Source organism: Pantoea sp. Cy-640 (assembly GCF_011752635.1).
Lineage (GTDB): Bacteria > Pseudomonadota > Gammaproteobacteria > Enterobacterales > Enterobacteriaceae > Pantoea > Pantoea dispersa.
Genome location: NZ_VWXB01000002.1, coordinates 288,690 through 304,812, shown reverse-complemented (window position 1 = coordinate 304,812; position 16,123 = coordinate 288,690). Strand labels below are relative to the sequence as shown.

Sequence of the window (16,123 nt, the reverse complement as noted above, 5' to 3'; positions counted from 1 at the left end):
ATACAACTATTAATTGGGCCGAATGTCAACAGACTAACCGGCGGCGTCGATACGGGTGAGGGCGAGCGCTCACCCTGGCAAGGCTGCATCGCATGAGGTGCAGGAACGAAGCAGCATGATGTTAAAGGGGCTTGCGGTGATCGTCCTTATTAAGCGAAAGCAGCGCGACAAAACTCACTACGGCGGTGGCCATCACATACCAGGCGGGAATGTCGGCGTTGCCGGTTTGCTTCATCAGGCCGGTAATGATCAGACCTGCGCAGCCGGAAAACAGCGCGTTGGAGAGCGAATAGGCTAGCCCCAGCCCGGTGTAACGCACGCGGGTCGGGAACATCTCGGCCAGCATCGCCGGTCCCGGTCCGGCCAGCATGCCCACTAGCGCACCGGCGATAAATACCACCAGCGCTTTGATCGCCATACCGCTTTCCGGATGCTGCAACACTTTCAGCAGCGGGAAAGCCAGCACCAGCAGCAAAAACGTCGCCAGCAGCATTAATGTGCGGCGGCCATAGCGATCGCTGAGTATGCCGGCCGGCAGGATGGTGGCGGCAAAGCCGAGGTTAGAGATGACCGCAATCAGCAGCGCCTGGTTAAAGCCGGTATGCAGCGCAGCCTGCAGATACGTAGGCATAATCACCAGGTAGGTATAACCGGCGGCCGACCATACCATTAACCGCCCAATGCCCAGCCCGATAGCGCGCAGCGTGACACCCAGCGATGCCTGCTGTTGTGGTGCCGCCGGTGTCTGGCGGAACTGCGGTGATTCATCGAGTCCGGTGCGCAGCCACAGCGCCACTGCGCCGAGCGGCAGCGCCAGCAGGAAGGGAATGCGCCAGCCCCAGGCGTTCATGGCGGCGTCTCCCAGCAGCAGCGGCAGTACTGCCACCACGCCCGCGCCCGCCAGCAGTCCGAGCGCCACCGTCAGCGACTGCCACGCGCCATAAAATCCGCGCTTGCCGGGCGGCGCCGATTCGGTCATCAGCGAGACCGCGCCACCGTATTCTCCGCCGGCAAACAGTCCCTGCAAAATGCGTAGCAGTGTAATCAGCAGCGGCGCAGCCACGCCAATGCTGGCATAAACCGGGACCAGACCGATGGCAACGGTGGCCAGTGTCATCAATACCAGCACCGCGATCAGCACCGGTTTACGGCCATAGCGATCGCCCAGGCGGCCAAACAGCACCGCCCCTAAAGGGCGAAAAAAGAACGCCACCGCGAAGGCCGCATAGGTGAGGATCAGGCTGGTGAGGGCGCTTTCACCTTCGAGCTGGAAGAAATGTTTAGCGATCAGCGTGGCCATGAAACCGTACACGGCGAATTCATACCACTCGATAAAATTGCCGACGGATCCGGCAATCAGTACGCGCTTTTGATTAACGGCGGGAGCTTCTGCAGATGACATCATTATCCCTTAATGTGTAAAAAACAGTCAGAGAGGGGCAGTCTACCGCAGCCCGGGGCGATTATCTGAACTATAAGTCTGACGCAGGGCACAAAAAAAGGTGCGCATTGAGCGCACCTGATGTGAATATCAGCGAAGATTATGCTGGCTGCTGTTTTTTACGGCTGCGCTGTTTACGCAGTTTATCAATCAGTTTATGCGCCTCGGCTTTAGTCGCCACCGCAGGGGATGAACCTTTCAGTGGCTTACGTGCTGTCTCACTCAGCGTTAATACCGTTAACAAACCAATCACGCCGGCACCCATCATGTAATACGCCGGCATCATGGTATTGTGCGTGGTGTCGACCAGCCATGCGGTAATTAACGGCGTGGTGCCACCGAACAGCGAGACTGACAAATTAAAGCCGATAGCCAGCGCGCTGTAACGAATATCCGTGACAAACAGTGCCGGTAATGTCGCTGGCATGGTACCGCTAAAGCAGGTATGCAGTAAGCCCAGCACGGCCAGACCGGCAAATACCCACAGCATGTTACCAGAGCCAATCAGCATGAACGCCGGAATCGCCAGCACTAATAATCCCAGCGCGCCGAAACCAATCACCGGTTTACGGCCGATGCGGTCGGTAAAATGGCCCCACATTAAGGTCAGCGGCATCATGATAAACATCACCACCATCACCAGCAGCAGACCGGATATTTCGCTCAGTCCCAGAATGCCGGTTAAATAACTTGGCATGTAGGCGGTCAACATGTAATTAGACACGTTAAACAGCAGCACCAAACCAATACACTTTAATAGTGGCTTGCTCTGCGTGCGCAGCATTTGCCACAGCGTGAGCTGCGGCTTGTTATGTTCGGCCTCTTCACGCTTATCCATGTGCTCTTTAAACGCGGGTGTCTCTTCCAGCTTCAGGCGGATATAAAGGCCAAACAGCCCCAGCGGTGCGGCCAGGAAGAACGGAATGCGCCAGCCCCAGTCCATCATCGCCTGATGCGGCAGCAGCGCAATCATACCGGTCACCAGGCTGGCACCTAGCAGATAGCCGGCCAGCGTACCAAACTCCAGGAAGCTGCCCATAAAACCGCGGCGTTTGTCGGTGGAGTATTCCGCAATAAAGGTGGCGGCACCGCCATATTCACCGCCGGTGGAAAAGCCCTGCACCAGACGCGCCAGCAGCAACAGGATCGGCGCGGCAATACCGATACTGGCATAGCTGGGAATCAGGCCAATACAGAAGGTACCAATCGACATCATAATCATGGTAAAGGCCAGCACTTTCTGCCGGCCAAAGCGATCGCCGAGTGGACCAAATACCATGCCGCCAATCGGGCGCACTAAAAACGCGGCCGCAAAAGTACCAAACGACGCAATAAGCTGCGCGGTATTACTGGCGTCCGGGAAAAATACCTGGCCGATAATCACGGCAAGGTAACTATAAACGCCGAAATCAAACCACTCCATGGTATTACCCAGCGCTGCTGCGCTGACGGCGCGTTTCAATAATTTGTTGTCAATGACGGTAATATCGTCAACGGTCAAATCAGGTTTATTGGTCATCGTTCCGGTGCTCATAAACTCCCCATGAGTAAAATTGGAGCGATCTTATAGCTTTCGCAGCCGGCACTTCACAAAGGGAAATGAAAGCTATAAGAGGCTGAAAGGCGGTCACCTTAGGAAAAATTTTATCTTTACGCAAGTTTGCGACATATATCCTTGCAATTAAGCGTAGCGTTAGAGTATGAGACTGTCAAAAGGCGCAGCGGCTGAAATAACCCATTATGCTGATGCTTAAAGCTGATAGCATTCTGCACATGATATTCTTTGGTGAGGCGATGATTTATAGGGAAATATGCTGCATTGCTACAGGATAAGAATGTCGACTTTGATAAATTTCATACGTTACTGGCAAGTACATCACCAAAGGATTTGGCTGAAAGGAATAGCCAGACTGTTGCCATGCTGGACACCAACCTGCGCCGCCAGTCTCGTAGCGGATTGTCATTCATGACTTAGCTGCACATCGTGGTCTGGCTCAATGACTGTCTTGTCGCGTTAATTATCGTGATTGCCGGCTGAATACATCTTTCAGACCCTGGGAAAGCAATGCGCGTGATAAACCGCTACCGTCCACCGGAATCAACGTCCTGCGATGAATTTTCCATTGGCCCGCAATGCGTTTTAACTCCCAGCGATTCACTACAACGCGGTGAATGCGATAGCCAGGAGAGCTGCCGTGATTGGCCAGCATGCGTGATTCGCCTTTATCATCCAGATAAATTAACTGTAAATAAGAGGTGACTACCGCGCTGTCTCCGCGCAGATCAATCAAGGGTAATCCGGTAAAATGCGCTAATCCGCTAGCCAGTGCTTCCTCATGCTCAGGCCGCAAAATAAAGGCGGCTATCGCCTCTGCACCCTCCGCGCCATCAAGATGAGGACCGCGATTGAATTCACTCTTTTCCAGATAAACCGATAATGTATATTCCGCCATTGCAGTATCTGCGCTGGGAGGATGTGACGCAATCAATTCATAAATAGCCAGTTTGTCTTCGATAATTTGTAATCTCTGGGCTAATTCAAGGTTTTCCTGCAGCATAAAGTGCTCCTGATATTATTTATTAATTATGATTTCAGTGATTATAACGAGATACTTACAGGCGTGAAGTTCCTGTATCTTAATGGTGTGTTAAGTGGCAATTAATAAAGGACATCAATAATGATTAACAGCGCGGAGTATCTGGCTTTACGGGCTTTCGTCGTGGTTGCTCAGCAACTAAATTTCAGAGCCGCTGCGGAAATATTAGGGGTATCTGCGTCAGCCGTCAGTCAGCAAATCACCGCGCTGGAAGCACAACTCGGGCAACGTTTGCTGAACCGGACCACCCGGGCGGTATATCTTACCGATGATGGCAAGTCCCTGTTTCTTCAGACTGCACCCATTATGACTAATCTGCATGAAACCCTGCAGCAGGCACACGCCAGAAGCCAGGATATTAAAGGGCTGATTCGCGTTCATGCTTTTCGATCGGGTGCTGAAATGTTTCTTGATCACAATATTGCCGGGTTTCTTACTGATTATCCCAACGTGCAGCTGGATATCACAACCAGCGATGCGCCGGTCGATCTGAGCCGCGGCGGCTATGATTTATCACTGCGCTTAGGCGAGGTGCTGGAACCGGGATTTGTTGCTATTCCATTAGGCAAGCCGCTCCACCAGATTGTGGTCGCTGCGCCAGCATATCTGGCAAAGCATGGTGCGGTTGAAGTGCCGGAAGATCTGCTCAATCACAATTGCATCGGCTGGCGCTGGCCGGGAAGTAGCAGGGTAGAGCCCTGGCAGTTCTTAAATGAGGGGAAAATTTTTGATATTCCCGTGCACGGAAATCTGGTGGTAGACGATCGCGAAAGGCAGCGGCAGGCCGCTATTGCTGGCGCAGGTATTGCCCAGTTAACGGCGGAACGGGTCAGTGCATTGCTGGCCTCCGGCAAGCTTTGTCGCCTTCTGCAACCCTGGGAGATGGAATTCCCGGGTTATTCACTTTGCTGGATAGCGGGTAAAGCCATGTCACCTGCCATGCGCGCGTTTATACAATGGCTGCGCATAAAATAACCCTGCCCGGAGTGTGTCAGCGCACTCTGTTCACTTCGAATAATCACCACGTTTTTAGTTCATCTTCGCCCGGCTCAATCCTCTTATAAACGTTTATCAGCGGCTTCTCGCTGAAACGTTTCATATCTCATTTCCGTACTCAGCCCATTGAAGAGTGGTCGGTGGATGTATACAACAGAACTTGTATACAAGTGCATTTTTTATCCATGACACCAACATCGGGAAAGACCATGCAAAGTACAGATACTGAAATTGAAAAGCGGGTGATCCGTAAACTGTCGTGGCGACTGATTCCGCTCCTGATTGGCTGCTACGTGATTGCGGTGATCGATCGCGCCAATATCGGCGTGGCTGCCCTCACCATGAATGCCGATCTCGGCATCAGCGCCGCCAGTTTTGGCCTCGCCGCCGGTCTGTTTTTCCTGCCTTACGCCATACTTGAACTGCCCTCCAATCTGCTGATGGAAAGGGTGGGCGCGCGCTGGTGGATCGCCCGCATTATGGTGACCTGGGGCATCATCTCCGGTGCGCATATGTTTGTGTGGAGTGAAAACAGCCTCTATGTGATGCGCGCGCTGCTGGGTGCCGCTGAAGCCGGTTTCTTCCCCGGCATCGTGTTTTATCTCACCCTGTGGTTTCCGGTGGCGTGGCGCGGACGCATAATCGCCTCGTTTATGACCGGCATTCCGATTGCGCTGATTATCGGCACACCGGTTTCCAGCCTGTTGTTAGAACTGCACGGATGGCTGGGGCTGCGCGGCTGGCAGCTGATGTTTCTGCTGGAGGCCATTCCGGCGATTGTGCTGGGATTGATCGTCCCCTTTGCGTTGCCCGATCGGCCGAAAGATGCCCGCTTCCTCAGCGCAGATGAGCAGCACTGGCTGGTGACAACACTGGCTGCTGAGCGGCAAAAACTGCCGTCGCGCGGCCACGGCGGTCTGCTGAAAGCGTTGTTCAGCCCGCTGGTGTTGTTGTTCAGCCTCACCTATTACGGACTGGCGAATCTCAACGGCGCGGTGAGCACCTTCCTGCCGCTGATCATCAGCGAAACCGGCTTAAGTCATGTTCAGACCGGATTCATCACCATCATCCCTTACGTATTTGGTCTGGCCGGCATGCTGGTGCTGGGACGTATAGCCGATCGTCCCGGGTCGCGTCTGCTGGCCAATTATCTGGCGCTGATCTTCTCCTTTGTCGGGCTGTTATGCGTTGCGTGGTTCGATAACTCGCTGGTGAAAATGATGTTTTTGTGCTGTTCAGCATTTGGCTTTTTCGGCGCGATGCCGGTGTTCTGGGGATTGCCCGCGCAGTTTATCCCGGCATCCGTGGTGGCGGGCGGCCTCGCCCTGATCAATGCGCTGGGCAGTATTGCCAGTGTGGTGAATCCGTGGGTCATCGGCGTGATACGCGACCGCAGCGGCAGTTATAACGGCGGATTTTACTGGCTGGCGGCGATGGCCATGCTCTCGATTATTACCCTGAGCATCATCTTCCGTCGTCAGCGTTTACCGGCTTACCAGGCCAGCAATGAACAACGTGAGGGGCAGTAGTATGAAGATTATTGATGTCCGGTTACTTCAGGTGAAAGGCGTGATGCCGGGAGAGGGTGATTTCTGGGAGGAGCGTCTCGCGCGTCCCACCGATGTCTATGCGCAGTTTCGTACCGTGAATAACCATGACGGTGGCGTTCAGCTGCAAGACGGTTTTGCCATTACCACTGTGTTTCTTGAGATCGTTTCTGATGAGGGCGTGGACGGGCTGGCAGGGCCGGTGCCGCATGCCGTTGCATCAATCATTCACGGCCAGTTGCGACCGTTGTTGCTGGGTCAGGATCCGCGCGACACCGAGCGTTTGTGGGATCAGATGTACCGGGCGCAGATTCATGGGCGTCAGGGCGATGGCATGCTGGCGATCAGCGCGGTGGATTGTGCCTTGTGGGATTTGCGTGCCAAATGGATGCAGCAACCGGTGTTTCGCCTGCTTGGCGGTTCGCTACAGGAAGAAATCCCGGCGTACGCATCAATGCTGGGCTTTGCGGTGCAGGATATGGCACGAGTGCACGAGCGGGCGCTGGAGTATAAGGCGTTGGGATATCGCGGACAAAAATGGTTTTTCCGCCACGGCCCGATGAGCGGCAGAGAAGGGCTGAAGAAAAACATCGAACTGGCAAAAACGCTGCGCGAAGCCGTGGGGGATGATTACGATCTGATGTTTGATTGCTGGCAGTCGATGGATGTGACCTATCTGCTTGAACTGGCAAAGGGCATCGAGCCGTATCGCCCGCGCTGGCTGGAAGAGTGCGTGATGGCCGACAGAATCGGCAGTATGCAACGACTCAAAGATAAACTGTCCATCCCGATGGCGGGAGGCGAACATGAGTACACGCGCTGGGGTTTCAAACGCTTCTTTGAATCCGGGGCGCTGGATGTGATTCAGCCCGATATTTACTGGTGCGGTGGGCTTTCAGAAACGTTAAAAATTGCCGCTATCGCTACCCTGTACGATTTGCAGGTAATCCCGCACGGTCATTCCAGCATCGCAACGGCCCATTTCAGCACCACGCAATCGCCGATCCACACGCCATATCAGGAGTATCTGGTGAAATGGAACGATATTCATCAGTACTTCCTGCGCGATCCGCTGGTGCCACAAAACGGGTTAATCCCGGTACCGCAGGGACCCGGCATGGGCATGGCACTTAATCCAGCGCATATCCAGCAGCAGACATACTTGTTCACCTCATAACCCAACGTTCCCTCAAACAGGCCCGTTATTGTTTGGGGGATCTGTCTCTTGTATACTACAAAACACAGTGCCCATCGTCATTCTGACCCCCTAAATGCTCGCTGTTTAAAGGACGCTCGCCACGCTATGCCCGCCGATAAACTCATCATTGACTGGTCATCGAAAAACATCCTCCGCCCGCAGTCACTGAGCAGCATTCTGGCCGATCATATTCGGGACCTGATCGTGAATTGCCAGATTGCACCCGGTGCATTAATTTCCGAGAACGATATTGCCACCCAGCTTAACGTGAGCCGGACGCCAGTAAGAGCGGCACTGCAAAAGCTGGAGATGGAGCGTCTGGTGCAAATTATCCCGCAGCGCGGCACTTTTGTGTTTTCGTTCAATGAGCGGGAGATGCGCGAAACCTGTGAGATGCGGCAGATTCTGGAATCAGGCGCATTAAAGCTGGCGCTGCAACACGATCGTCAGGCGCTGATCGCGCGCCTGAACGAACAGCTGGCGCGTGGGCGCGATGCATTACAAAACGCGCCGGAGACCTACCGCGAAACCGATGCGGCGTTTCATATGGCACTGATTGAAGCCAGCCATAATAGCGAGCTGGTCGGTTTTTACAAAACCAGCATCAACCGCATTCGCGCCTTTCTCAATCACCTGACACGCACGCCGGATGAGTTTCAGGGCTCGCAAAACGATCATGAGGCGATCGTGGCGCGGTTAACTAATTACGAGGATGAACAGGCGCTGGAACTTCTGCACTGGCATCTTGGCGGCATTATGCGCATGTTCCAGCGGTCGGTGGCGGACACCGACTCAGCCAGTTGATCGGCATCACTTCGCAGTCAGAACATCGCTGAAAAGCGATCACGCCTCAAGCGCAGCAGCCACCGCCAGACCCGCCAGCTCCGCGCTGGCCAGCAGTTGCTCAACGCTGTGGCCCTGACGCGCTCTGGCAGAAAGTCCGGACATCACGGTACTGACAAAATCGGTCAGGCGCGGCGCATCTTGTGGGTAGCGGGCCGCGATATAGCGCCGGATGGTGTCCTCAGCGGCGCGATGAAACACCCTGGCCGCCTCGCGCGCCTGCTGATCCTGACAGCGAATCCCTTCCAGCACCAGACAACCCGCACACACCTCATCCCGGGCATAATGCAGCGCCGCCGCTTTCAGTAATGCATCCAGGGCTTCGGCCACCGGGCGGTCGTCGCGCAGTATCTCAGCCAGGGGAATCGAGCCGGTAGTGGCGTAGCGATCGAGAACGCGGGCATACAATCCGGCCTTGTTACCGAAGGCGCTGTAAAAGCTCGGCGGATTGATGCCCAGCGCGTCAGTGACATCGGCGACGCTGACGGCGTCATAACCTTTGGCATGGAATAATCCCTGCGCGACCGCCACGGCGTGTTCGGGGTCAAAGTTACGGGGACGACCAGGTGATTTCATATTTTATAGTGCTCGCTACAAAATTGCATTGACATTAAATCGGGCTCATTTTGTAATGCATACTAAGAAATCACACGTGGAGATGCAAATGAGCGTATTTAAAGATAAGCAGGTTCTGGTTCTGGGCGGCAGTCGCGGTATTGGTGCGGCTATCGTGCGTCGCTTTGCTGATGAGGGTGCCAGCGTGACCTTCACCTTCTCAGGTTCGCCGGAGGCCGCCGAAAAACTGGCGCACGAAACCGGTTCGGCTGCCGTTCATACCGACAGCTCAGAGCGCGATGCGGTGATTGCTACCGTGCGCGACAGTGGACCGCTGGATGTGCTGGTGGTCAATGCCGGTATCGCCCTGTTTGGCGATGCGCTGGAACAGGATCCGGACGCGGTCGATCGCCTGTTCCGCATTAACATTCACGCGCCGTATCATGCTGCGGTTGAAGCCGCCCGACAGATGCCAGCCGGCGGCCGCATTATCATTATCGGTTCGGTCAATGGCGACCGCATGCCGATTCCCGGTATGGCGTCTTATGCGCTAAGTAAATCCGCTTTACAGGGGCTGGCGCGCGGCCTGGCGCGGGATTTCGGCCCGCGCGGCATCACCATTAACGTGGTGCAACCGGGCCCGATTGATACCGATGCCAATCCGGAAAATGGTCCGATGAAAGATCTGATGCACAGCTTCATGGCCATTAAACGGCATGGCCGTTCTGAAGAAGTGGCTGGCATGGTGGCGTGGCTGGCAGGACCCGAAGCCGGTTTCGTCACCGGCGCCATGCACACCATTGATGGGGCGTTTGGCGCATAACGTCAGTGTCTGAACAGGACGCTGACCACCGTGCTGAATACCGAACCGGTGGCAAAAGCGTGTTCGGTCATGTGCTCTTCATGGCGAATATCAGCCAGCCGCCGCAGCGCCGCCTGCGCGCTGGCTGCATTAATTTCTTCATCCATCTTGCTATAACCGTCCGCCATCAGCAGCCGGGCACGTTCCACATCCGATCGTTCCAGCGTGGCGATAACCTGTTGTTTGCGATAAAAAACGTAATCTGTCATAAGCGCGTCCCGTTGCCGTCATCGTGATTATGCCGGGGAGGCGATGGTTTAAATCAGGTAGACATCGCACCCTATTTATCGCGCAACACATTGCGTCGCGATCAAAACGTAGCCGTTATAAACAATTCGCAGCATAGCTGTTTCTGCTCGCGCGACAGGCACCTATTTTATCAGCCCGGCCCTTCGCTGCCCGCTGCCAGCAGCGGCACCACGACATCACTGATCGGCGTAGCAATAGCATGCTGACGCCCATAGCGCTGTACCACACCATTGCGAGTATCCCACTCCAGCGGGCGGCTGGCCTGGCGATCGGCCAGGATCGAAGTGCTCAGATCGGGCGGCGCGCGGTGAAAGCCATCGATAATTTCCTGCGGCACGCTGTCGTCCAGCACCGCACCGGCCGCGCGTGCCACCGTCAGGCACTCCTGCAAATAGGCTAATCCCAGCTGCGTGATATCGCCGCGGCTAAACATGCCGGCGCGACGGTTGGCCAGCACCATCAAACCGGCGGCGGCATTTTGTAACAGCTTGCGCCAGGCGATGGAGAGAAAGTCCGCGGCCAGTGCCACCTCACAGCGCGTGTCGCGTAGCGCATCCACTACGCGCGCGGCCTGCGGCACATCCGGCAAGGTCAGGCGAGGCTGGGCGCGCAGCCAGACTGACGCATCCGGCTCGCGCTGCGCCGGGAACCACACCACCGAAGGTAATACCGTGGCGCCGTTGACATAAGGCGCCAGCTGGCTCTGCTGCTCGACGCCATTTTGCAGCGCGCACACCACGGTTTTTTCATCACACAGGGTGGCCAGCCACGCGGCGCTGTCCGCGACCTGTGTGGTTTTAACCGCCACGAACAGCAAATCGCAGCGTTGTGTCACGTGCGAGGCATCATGCAATACCGGACCAGGCACGCTGATTTCGCCCGCATCGTGGCGCAGCGTTAACTGGGCATGGGCCGTGCGGCCGCACAGCAGCGGGGTGCGCCCGGCTTCATGCAGCACCGCCGCGACGGTGGTACCAATTGCACCGGGGCCCAGCAGGGCGATTTTACAACGTTCAGACATGCTGCCATCTCCTCATCGCTTAACCGATCATCAGCGTGCCGAGTGCAATCACCGCACACGCCAGCATTTTCCTTACCGTTAATGCTTCACCGAGAAACAGCGCGCCCAGCACGGCGGCAAACAGCACGCTGGTTTCACGCAGGGCCGACACCGCGCCCATCGGCGCTGCCGTCATGGCGTAAATGATGATGCCGTAGGCCAGCAGCGAAACCAGGCCACCCGCCGCGGCGCTCAGCACGCCCGGTCGCCACTGCAGCAGGCTTTTGCTGTCGCGCAGCGCGATATAGACCGCCGGCATTAATATGCCCCACAAGCTGCACATCCACGCGGTATACGCAAACGCATTGCCGGCAACGCGCACGCCCATGCCGTCCACCACGCTGTACGCGGCGATAAAGGCACCGGTCGCCAGCGTGTAGCGCAGGCCCGGCAGCGCCAGTTTGCCGCCGCGCAGCGCCAGCGACACAATGCCAGCGGACACCAGCACGATGCCGCACAGCGAAGTAAAGGCGATGTGCTCGCCGGCAAACAGCGCGGCGGCGCAGGTCACCAGCAGCGGCGACGATCCGCGCGCAATCGGATAGGTCTGGCCGAGATCGCCGCTCTGGTAGCTGCGCACCAGGCACAGGTTATAGCCGACGTGCAGCAGCGCCGACAGCAGCGCATATTTCCAGCTGGCGCGCGCCGGCAGCGGCAAAAACAGCGTACTGAGCGCACACACCAGCGCGATCGCCACGCACATAATGGTCATCGACCACAGGCGATCGGACCCGCCGCGCAGTAAGGTGTTCCAGCTGGCGTGCAGCAGTGCGGCGCACAGCGTTAAGACAATAATGTAATCAGGCATGGGTTGATGCTATGCAGCCGCAAATGGATTGGAAAGCGAAGATTTATCATTGCGCTATGAGTAAAAGCTCATGCTTCACTGATAATCCTGCTGCGCCTGACGTGATTCGGCGAGCAGCCAGCGTCGAAAATCAACAATGTGCGGCTGGCTTTCGATGCCCTGCGGACAGACGAAATAGTAGGCGGCGGGCGAGGAAAACGCGACGCTGAACAGCCGCACCAGGCTGCCGTCGCGCAGCTCTTTTTCAACGTGACCGCTGCGCGCCAGCGCCACGCCTTGCCCCAGCAGCGCGGCTTCCAGCGTCATATTGGTGTCGGCAAAACGTACGCTCTCCTGTAAGGCATCCAGCGTCAGGCCGACCTGTTTAAACCAGCTCTCCCATTTTGGCACCAGATCGGCGCCATCACGCATCAGCAGCGGGTAGCGCAGCAGTTCTGCCGGTTCATGTGGCGTGCCAAAGCGCTGCAGCAGCGCCGGGCTGGCAACCGGAAACAGCTGTTCACGAAACATAAATTCGCTGTGCAGCGCCGGATAATTGCCATGGCCAAAGCGGATCGCCACGTCAGAATCCTGGCGCGAGAAGGTAATCGCATCATCGGTGCTTTCCAGCGTCACCAGAATTTCCGGGTGCAGGCGCGTCAGGCCCGGCAGGCGCGGCAACAGCCACTTCAGCGCAAACGAGTAAGTGGTATTGACGCGCAGCCGCACGCGGCCTTTCTGCTCGCGTAAGTCGGCTAAGGTGGTTTCCAGATTACTGAAAAACTCGCGCACGATCGGTGCCAGCGCCGCGCCGGCTGGCGTCAGACTCAGAGTTTTGCCGCGCTGAAACAGCTGTACGCCCCAGATCTCTTCCAGGTTTTTGAGCTGATGGCTGACGGCGCTTTGGGTGATAAACAGCTCTTCAGCGGCGGCGGTAAAGGTCGGATGGCGCGTCGCCACTTCAAACGCGCGCAGCATGGCGGTAGGCGGTAACTCTCTCATCGGTGCAGCCTTGTTTTATGAGCGTTCACTCATGATAGCGGAATCGTCTGTTCACTCACGAAACTTATTAACAAACGGCGCTGTCTGTATCTCATTAACCACTCCTCTGGCGGGTAACGCGATGACCTCGGTTCTGTTTATTGAGGATGATAACCGGCTGGCGCAAATGATTGTGCCATGGCTGGCGCAGTACGAATTCAGCGTGCAGCACAGCGCCAGCGTCAGCGATGCCCATTACCGCATGCAGCAGCAGCCGTTTGATGTGGTGCTGCTGGATTTGATGCTGGGCGATGCCGATGGTCTGGCGCTGTGCCGCCAGATTCGCAGTGACTATCAGCACGATCCGGCCATCATCATGGTGACCGGCCGGGGCGATCCGGCTGACCGCATCATCGGGCTGGAAGTCGGTGCCGATGATTACCTGCCCAAACCGTTTGAACCACGTGAGCTGCTGGCCCGTATGCGCGCTGTGCTGCGGCGTACCCGCCCGGCAGGCACCGCCGCCGGGCGCAATGTGATCCGCAGCGGCGCGCTGGAGATCGACACCGCCGCGCGCAGCGTTACGCTGGCGCAGCAATCCTGTCAGCTGACCTCGCTACAGTTTGATCTGCTGGTGGCGCTGGCGCGTCAGGCGGGCCGCGTCCTTTCGCGCGAACAGATCTGGCAGGCGGTGCGCGGCGAGAATTATGACCCGTTTGACCGGGCGATTGACGTCCACATTGGCCGCATTCGTCAGGCGATTGGTGACGATCCGCGCGCGCCAACGCGGATTATCACGGTGCGCGGTGTCGGTTACGTGTTTTCGGCGCAGCCCGGCTGATGAAACGTCTCGCTGATTTTCCACTCTATCTGCAGATATTTTTTGCCTTCAGCGGCGCGCTGCTGATTGTGGTCACGCTCACCATCGTGCTGTGGCTGTGGAATAACGATGATAGCCGCCATCGCGATGCCTTCGCCACCTTTGCTGAACTGGTGGAGCAGAACCTGCCACCTGCGTCCGCGCCACAGCGCGCGCAGGCCGCCGCCATCGATCGCTGGATGGTGCGCACCAGAGCGCGCTTTGCGCTGTTCGCGCCTGATGGGGCACTGCTGAGCCGTCCGCTCCAGCCACTGCTGCCGCGACCCGCGCACAGCGTGCCGGGGGGCAGTTTTGATGACTGGTACGCGACGCGCTTCGTCTGGCCACTGCAGGATGGGCGACTGCTGGTGATCCAGCTCAGCCTCGATCGCATCAAGCGGCCGTGGTTGTTTATCCTGCTGCTGATTGCCCTGGCGGTCAGCGTGGCGCTGGTTTCACTGCCGGTGATCCGCCGCCTGACAGCGCGGCTGGAGTCGTTGCAGCAGAGCGTGGAGTCGCTCGGGCAGGGGCAGCTCAGCGCGCGCGTACTGGTCACCGGGCGTGATGAAGTGGCGCAGCTGGCCGCCAGTTTTAACCGCTCGGCGGCGCAAATCGAACAGCTGGTTCAGTCACAAAAAACCATGCTGGCCAATGCATCACACGAACTGCGCTCGCCGCTGACGCGCATTCAGATGGCGGCGGCGTTACTGGCAGATGATGCATCCGTCGCGCGCCGCGAACTGCAGCGCAGCGTGACCGAACTGGATGAACTGGTGGATGAGATCCTGACGCTCAGCCGGCTGGAAATGGCCACCACCCTCGTCAGCGGTACATTTGAGTTGAGTGATGTGACGGCCATCGCCGCGGAAGAGTGCGCCAGCGCCCAGGTCGAGCTTAGCGCACAGCACGTGTTAGCGGAGGTTGATGCGCGCCTGCTGCGGCGGTTGCTGCGTAATCTGCTCGACAACGCACGGCGCTATGCCGGTGAGAAGATTGAAGTGCACCTGCAGCAGGAGGAGCATTATTTCCGACTGGAGGTGAAAGACCGCGGACCGGGTATTCCGCCGCAGGAAATCGAACGGATTTTTGCACCGTTTTATCGACTGCACCACGCGCAGCCCGGCACCGGACTCGGACTGGCACTGGTGCGTTCGATTGTCCATCATCACGGCGGCAGCATCACGGTGCGCAACCGCCAGGGCGGCGGGGCCTGCTTCAGCCTGCGCCTGCCGCTGGCTGTTACATAACTTTACCGAAGCGAAAAACGCACTTTACAGCCGGCTGGTTGAATAGCACCACTCATCAGAATGGTGTTTTGCAACCTTAAGGACATAGCGATGCGTTTTCCTCTGGCCCAGCCTCTCATCCTGTTCTGCCTGCTACCGGCGACACTGCCGGTACTGGCGGACGACACGCTATCCGGTTTCATCGGCGGCGGCGTTGGCGTAAAGCCCAACTATTCCGGGGCGAAATATAATCAGACCACCTTTGTGCCGGCGATCAAACTGGCGTATGGCCCGTTTTTCGTCGGCGGCGTGGACGACCTGCTGGGTGCTGGCTGGGAGGTGGCTAAAACCGATCGCTGGACCTTTGCGCTGGGCGTTGGGACCAACCTCTCGCCGCGCCAGGAATCCGATGATGCGCACCTGCGCGGACTGGGCGACATTGACGTCACGCCGCGCGCCTTTGCCTCCGCGACTTACCAGAACGGCTGGCTCAAAGGGGGCGTGATAGCCTCGCAGGATGTGGGCGGCAATCAGCAGGGGTTTAAGCTCACCGGCTACGCACATCTGCAGTGGCGTCCGGTTGAAAGCGTACGTCTGTTCACCGGCCCCACTTTCAGCTGGGCCGATAGCGACTACATGCAAACGCAATACGGCGTGACAGCGTCACAGGCTATGCGCAGCGGTCTGCCACGCTATGACGCGGGTGCCGGACTGGAGAAGGTCGGCTGGGAGCTGGGCATGGATTATGAGATGACCTCCAGCTGGCTATTGGGCGCGCGCGTTGTCGCGCAGCATCTGGAAAATAACGCAGCGGACAGTCCGATCGCTGAACAGTCCGGGCAGCTGAGCGGCCTGTTATTTACCGCGTGGCGGTTTTAATTCGCCGCCGGATAGTGTTCCCGCTGCGCTCGCGTCCTGACAC

General features: G+C 57.3%; 16 protein-coding genes. 8 read left to right on the top strand and 8 right to left on the bottom strand.

The annotated features are described in order from the left end of the window. Positions 1-121 precede the first annotated feature (121 nt). From F3J36_RS06865 to F3J36_RS06855, 3 genes are all read right to left on the bottom strand, one after another. The gene (locus F3J36_RS06865; protein WP_166719286.1) at positions 122-1,405 is read right to left on the bottom strand and encodes an MFS transporter; all 1,284 of its coding nucleotides are present in this window, start codon (positions 1,403-1,405) and stop codon (positions 122-124) included. Positions 1,406-1,541: 136 nt separating this feature from the next. After that, positions 1,542-2,975 (bottom strand): glycine betaine/L-proline transporter ProP, encoded by a 1,434-nt coding sequence (gene proP / locus F3J36_RS06860; protein ID WP_031280122.1) that lies wholly within the window; start codon positions 2,973-2,975, stop codon positions 1,542-1,544. A 484-nt stretch (positions 2,976-3,459) separates the two neighbouring features. Then, positions 3,460-3,999 (bottom strand): nuclear transport factor 2 family protein, encoded by a 540-nt coding sequence (locus tag F3J36_RS06855; RefSeq protein ID WP_021509568.1) that lies wholly within the window; start codon positions 3,997-3,999, stop codon positions 3,460-3,462. A 120-nt stretch (positions 4,000-4,119) separates the two neighbouring features. On the opposite strand from F3J36_RS06855, the gene F3J36_RS06850 reads away from it, so the two are divergent. The 4 genes from F3J36_RS06850 to F3J36_RS06835 all read left to right on the top strand — a co-directional run bounded on the left by F3J36_RS06850 (position 4,120) and on the right by F3J36_RS06835 (position 8,583). Beyond that, positions 4,120-5,013 (top strand): LysR family transcriptional regulator, encoded by an 894-nt coding sequence (locus tag F3J36_RS06850; protein WP_166719285.1) that lies wholly within the window; start codon positions 4,120-4,122, stop codon positions 5,011-5,013. A gap of 230 nt (positions 5,014-5,243) precedes the next feature. After that, positions 5,244-6,563, top strand: coding sequence for an MFS transporter (locus tag F3J36_RS06845; RefSeq protein ID WP_058775106.1), 1,320 nt, complete (start codon positions 5,244-5,246; stop codon positions 6,561-6,563). 1 nt (position 6,564) lies between these two features. Beyond that, the gene (locus F3J36_RS06840) at positions 6,565-7,758 is read left to right on the top strand and encodes an enolase C-terminal domain-like protein (RefSeq protein WP_166719284.1); all 1,194 of its coding nucleotides are present in this window, start codon (positions 6,565-6,567) and stop codon (positions 7,756-7,758) included. 126 nt (positions 7,759-7,884) lie between these two features. Beyond that, the gene (locus F3J36_RS06835) at positions 7,885-8,583 is read left to right on the top strand and encodes a GntR family transcriptional regulator (RefSeq protein WP_166719283.1); all 699 of its coding nucleotides are present in this window, start codon (positions 7,885-7,887) and stop codon (positions 8,581-8,583) included. A 39-nt stretch (positions 8,584-8,622) separates the two neighbouring features. On the opposite strand, the gene F3J36_RS06830 is transcribed toward F3J36_RS06835, so the two are convergent. Further along, a complete protein-coding gene (locus F3J36_RS06830) occupies positions 8,623-9,198 on the bottom strand; it encodes a TetR/AcrR family transcriptional regulator (protein ID WP_166719282.1) in 576 nt (191 codons plus the stop codon). 88 nt (positions 9,199-9,286) lie between these two features. Between F3J36_RS06830 and bdcA the strand changes: the two genes are divergently transcribed. Then, positions 9,287-10,000 carry an SDR family oxidoreductase gene (bdcA, locus tag F3J36_RS06825; protein ID WP_021509562.1) on the top strand — a complete coding sequence of 238 codons (714 nt, stop codon included), beginning with the start codon at positions 9,287-9,289 and terminating at the stop codon, positions 9,998-10,000. A gap of 2 nt (positions 10,001-10,002) precedes the next feature. On the opposite strand, the gene F3J36_RS06820 is transcribed toward bdcA, so the two are convergent. The 4 genes from F3J36_RS06820 to gcvA all read right to left on the bottom strand — a co-directional run bounded on the left by F3J36_RS06820 (position 10,003) and on the right by gcvA (position 13,137). After that, entirely contained in the window at positions 10,003-10,248 is a 246-nt protein-coding gene (locus tag F3J36_RS06820; protein WP_166719281.1) for a hypothetical protein, read from the bottom strand. Positions 10,249-10,418: 170 nt separating this feature from the next. Continuing rightward, entirely contained in the window at positions 10,419-11,309 is an 891-nt protein-coding gene (locus tag F3J36_RS06815) for an oxidoreductase (protein WP_166719280.1), read from the bottom strand. 19 nt (positions 11,310-11,328) lie between these two features. Next, a complete protein-coding gene (locus F3J36_RS06810; RefSeq protein ID WP_166719279.1) occupies positions 11,329-12,156 on the bottom strand; it encodes a DMT family transporter in 828 nt (275 codons plus the stop codon). 75 nt (positions 12,157-12,231) lie between these two features. Further along, on the bottom strand, positions 12,232-13,137 hold the full coding sequence (gene gcvA, locus F3J36_RS06805; RefSeq protein WP_166719278.1) for a transcriptional regulator GcvA: 906 nt from the start codon (positions 13,135-13,137) through the stop codon (positions 12,232-12,234). Between the two features lie 121 nt (positions 13,138-13,258). On the opposite strand from gcvA, the gene F3J36_RS06800 reads away from it, so the two are divergent. From F3J36_RS06800 to F3J36_RS06790, 3 genes are all read left to right on the top strand, one after another. Beyond that, positions 13,259-13,957: a response regulator transcription factor gene (locus tag F3J36_RS06800; RefSeq protein WP_166719277.1), complete on the top strand. Its 699-nt coding sequence runs from the start codon at positions 13,259-13,261 to the stop codon at positions 13,955-13,957. Further along, positions 13,957-15,222, top strand: a complete 1,266-nt coding sequence (locus F3J36_RS06795) for a HAMP domain-containing sensor histidine kinase (protein WP_166719276.1) — start codon at positions 13,957-13,959, stop codon at positions 15,220-15,222. The genes F3J36_RS06800 and F3J36_RS06795 overlap by 1 nt, the downstream gene beginning before the upstream one ends. Positions 15,223-15,312: 90 nt before the next feature. Next, entirely contained in the window at positions 15,313-16,080 is a 768-nt protein-coding gene (locus F3J36_RS06790; protein ID WP_088517545.1) for a MipA/OmpV family protein, read from the top strand. Positions 16,081-16,123 lie beyond the last annotated feature (43 nt).

Bases quoted from the DNA above. Each gene is read 5' to 3' on its own strand.
- F3J36_RS06850 (WP_166719285.1), top strand. From the start codon at position 4,120: ATGATTAACAGCGCGGAGTATCTGGCTTTACGGGCTTTCGTCGTGGTT.
- F3J36_RS06845 (WP_058775106.1), top strand. From the start codon at position 5,244: ATGCAAAGTACAGATACTGAAATTGAAAAGCGGGTGATCCGTAAACTG.
- F3J36_RS06815 (WP_166719280.1), bottom strand. From the start codon at position 11,309: ATGTCTGAACGTTGTAAAATCGCCCTGCTGGGCCCCGGTGCAATTGGT.
- F3J36_RS06810 (WP_166719279.1), bottom strand. From the start codon at position 12,156: ATGCCTGATTACATTATTGTCTTAACGCTGTGCGCCGCACTGCTGCAC.
- F3J36_RS06840 (WP_166719284.1), top strand. From the start codon at position 6,565: ATGAAGATTATTGATGTCCGGTTACTTCAGGTGAAAGGCGTGATGCCG.
- F3J36_RS06795 (WP_166719276.1), top strand. From the start codon at position 13,957: ATGAAACGTCTCGCTGATTTTCCACTCTATCTGCAGATATTTTTTGCC.
- F3J36_RS06820 (WP_166719281.1), bottom strand. From the start codon at position 10,248: ATGACAGATTACGTTTTTTATCGCAAACAACAGGTTATCGCCACGCTG.
- proP (WP_031280122.1), bottom strand. From the start codon at position 2,975: ATGAGCACCGGAACGATGACCAATAAACCTGATTTGACCGTTGACGAT.
- F3J36_RS06865 (WP_166719286.1), bottom strand. From the start codon at position 1,405: ATGATGTCATCTGCAGAAGCTCCCGCCGTTAATCAAAAGCGCGTACTG.
- gcvA (WP_166719278.1), bottom strand. From the start codon at position 13,137: ATGAGAGAGTTACCGCCTACCGCCATGCTGCGCGCGTTTGAAGTGGCG.
- bdcA (WP_021509562.1), top strand. From the start codon at position 9,287: ATGAGCGTATTTAAAGATAAGCAGGTTCTGGTTCTGGGCGGCAGTCGC.
- F3J36_RS06800 (WP_166719277.1), top strand. From the start codon at position 13,259: ATGACCTCGGTTCTGTTTATTGAGGATGATAACCGGCTGGCGCAAATG.
- F3J36_RS06830 (WP_166719282.1), bottom strand. From the start codon at position 9,198: ATGAAATCACCTGGTCGTCCCCGTAACTTTGACCCCGAACACGCCGTG.
- F3J36_RS06855 (WP_021509568.1), bottom strand. From the start codon at position 3,999: ATGCTGCAGGAAAACCTTGAATTAGCCCAGAGATTACAAATTATCGAA.
- F3J36_RS06790 (WP_088517545.1), top strand. From the start codon at position 15,313: ATGCGTTTTCCTCTGGCCCAGCCTCTCATCCTGTTCTGCCTGCTACCG.
- F3J36_RS06835 (WP_166719283.1), top strand. From the start codon at position 7,885: ATGCCCGCCGATAAACTCATCATTGACTGGTCATCGAAAAACATCCTC.